The 410-nt window shown below is 31.2% G+C and carries 1 protein-coding gene; it reads left to right on the plus strand.

Annotated features, from left to right (window positions below; genetic code table 11):
* Positions 1-410 (plus strand): outer membrane protein assembly factor BamD (gene bamD / locus JG676_RS08485; protein ID WP_200217967.1); only part of this gene is annotated, 410 nt, incomplete at both ends.

Below are 410 nucleotides of genomic sequence, written 5' to 3' on the forward strand. Positions count from 1 at the left end.
TTATAATGGTATGGCTAGCGAACATGTTTCTAATCCGCTTTTGGAAACCACACTTATTATTTTAGCACAGGCGCATATTGACGAAGAAGAGTATCAATTGGCTGAGTTTTATTTGGATGAATATAATAAGAAATTTGGTAGTTCTCGTAATGCTGATTATATACGTTATTTAAAAATAAAGGCTAAATTTGATGCTTTTGGCGTGCCTAATAGAAATCAAGCTTTAATGCTCGAGAGTCAAAAAGAAATCAGCAATTTTTTAAAAGATTATCCAGATACAGAATTTAATCCTTTAGTGCAAACCATGCTGACTAAATTTAATTTAGCAGTTTTTTATCTTAATGATACAATCAAAGATTTATATTATAGAACCGGACGTACTCAAAGTGCTGAAATTTATGAGCAGAAGC

Origin of the sequence: Campylobacter sp. 2018MI34 (assembly GCF_016598975.1) — a bacterium.
GTDB lineage: Bacteria > Campylobacterota > Campylobacteria > Campylobacterales > Campylobacteraceae > Campylobacter_D.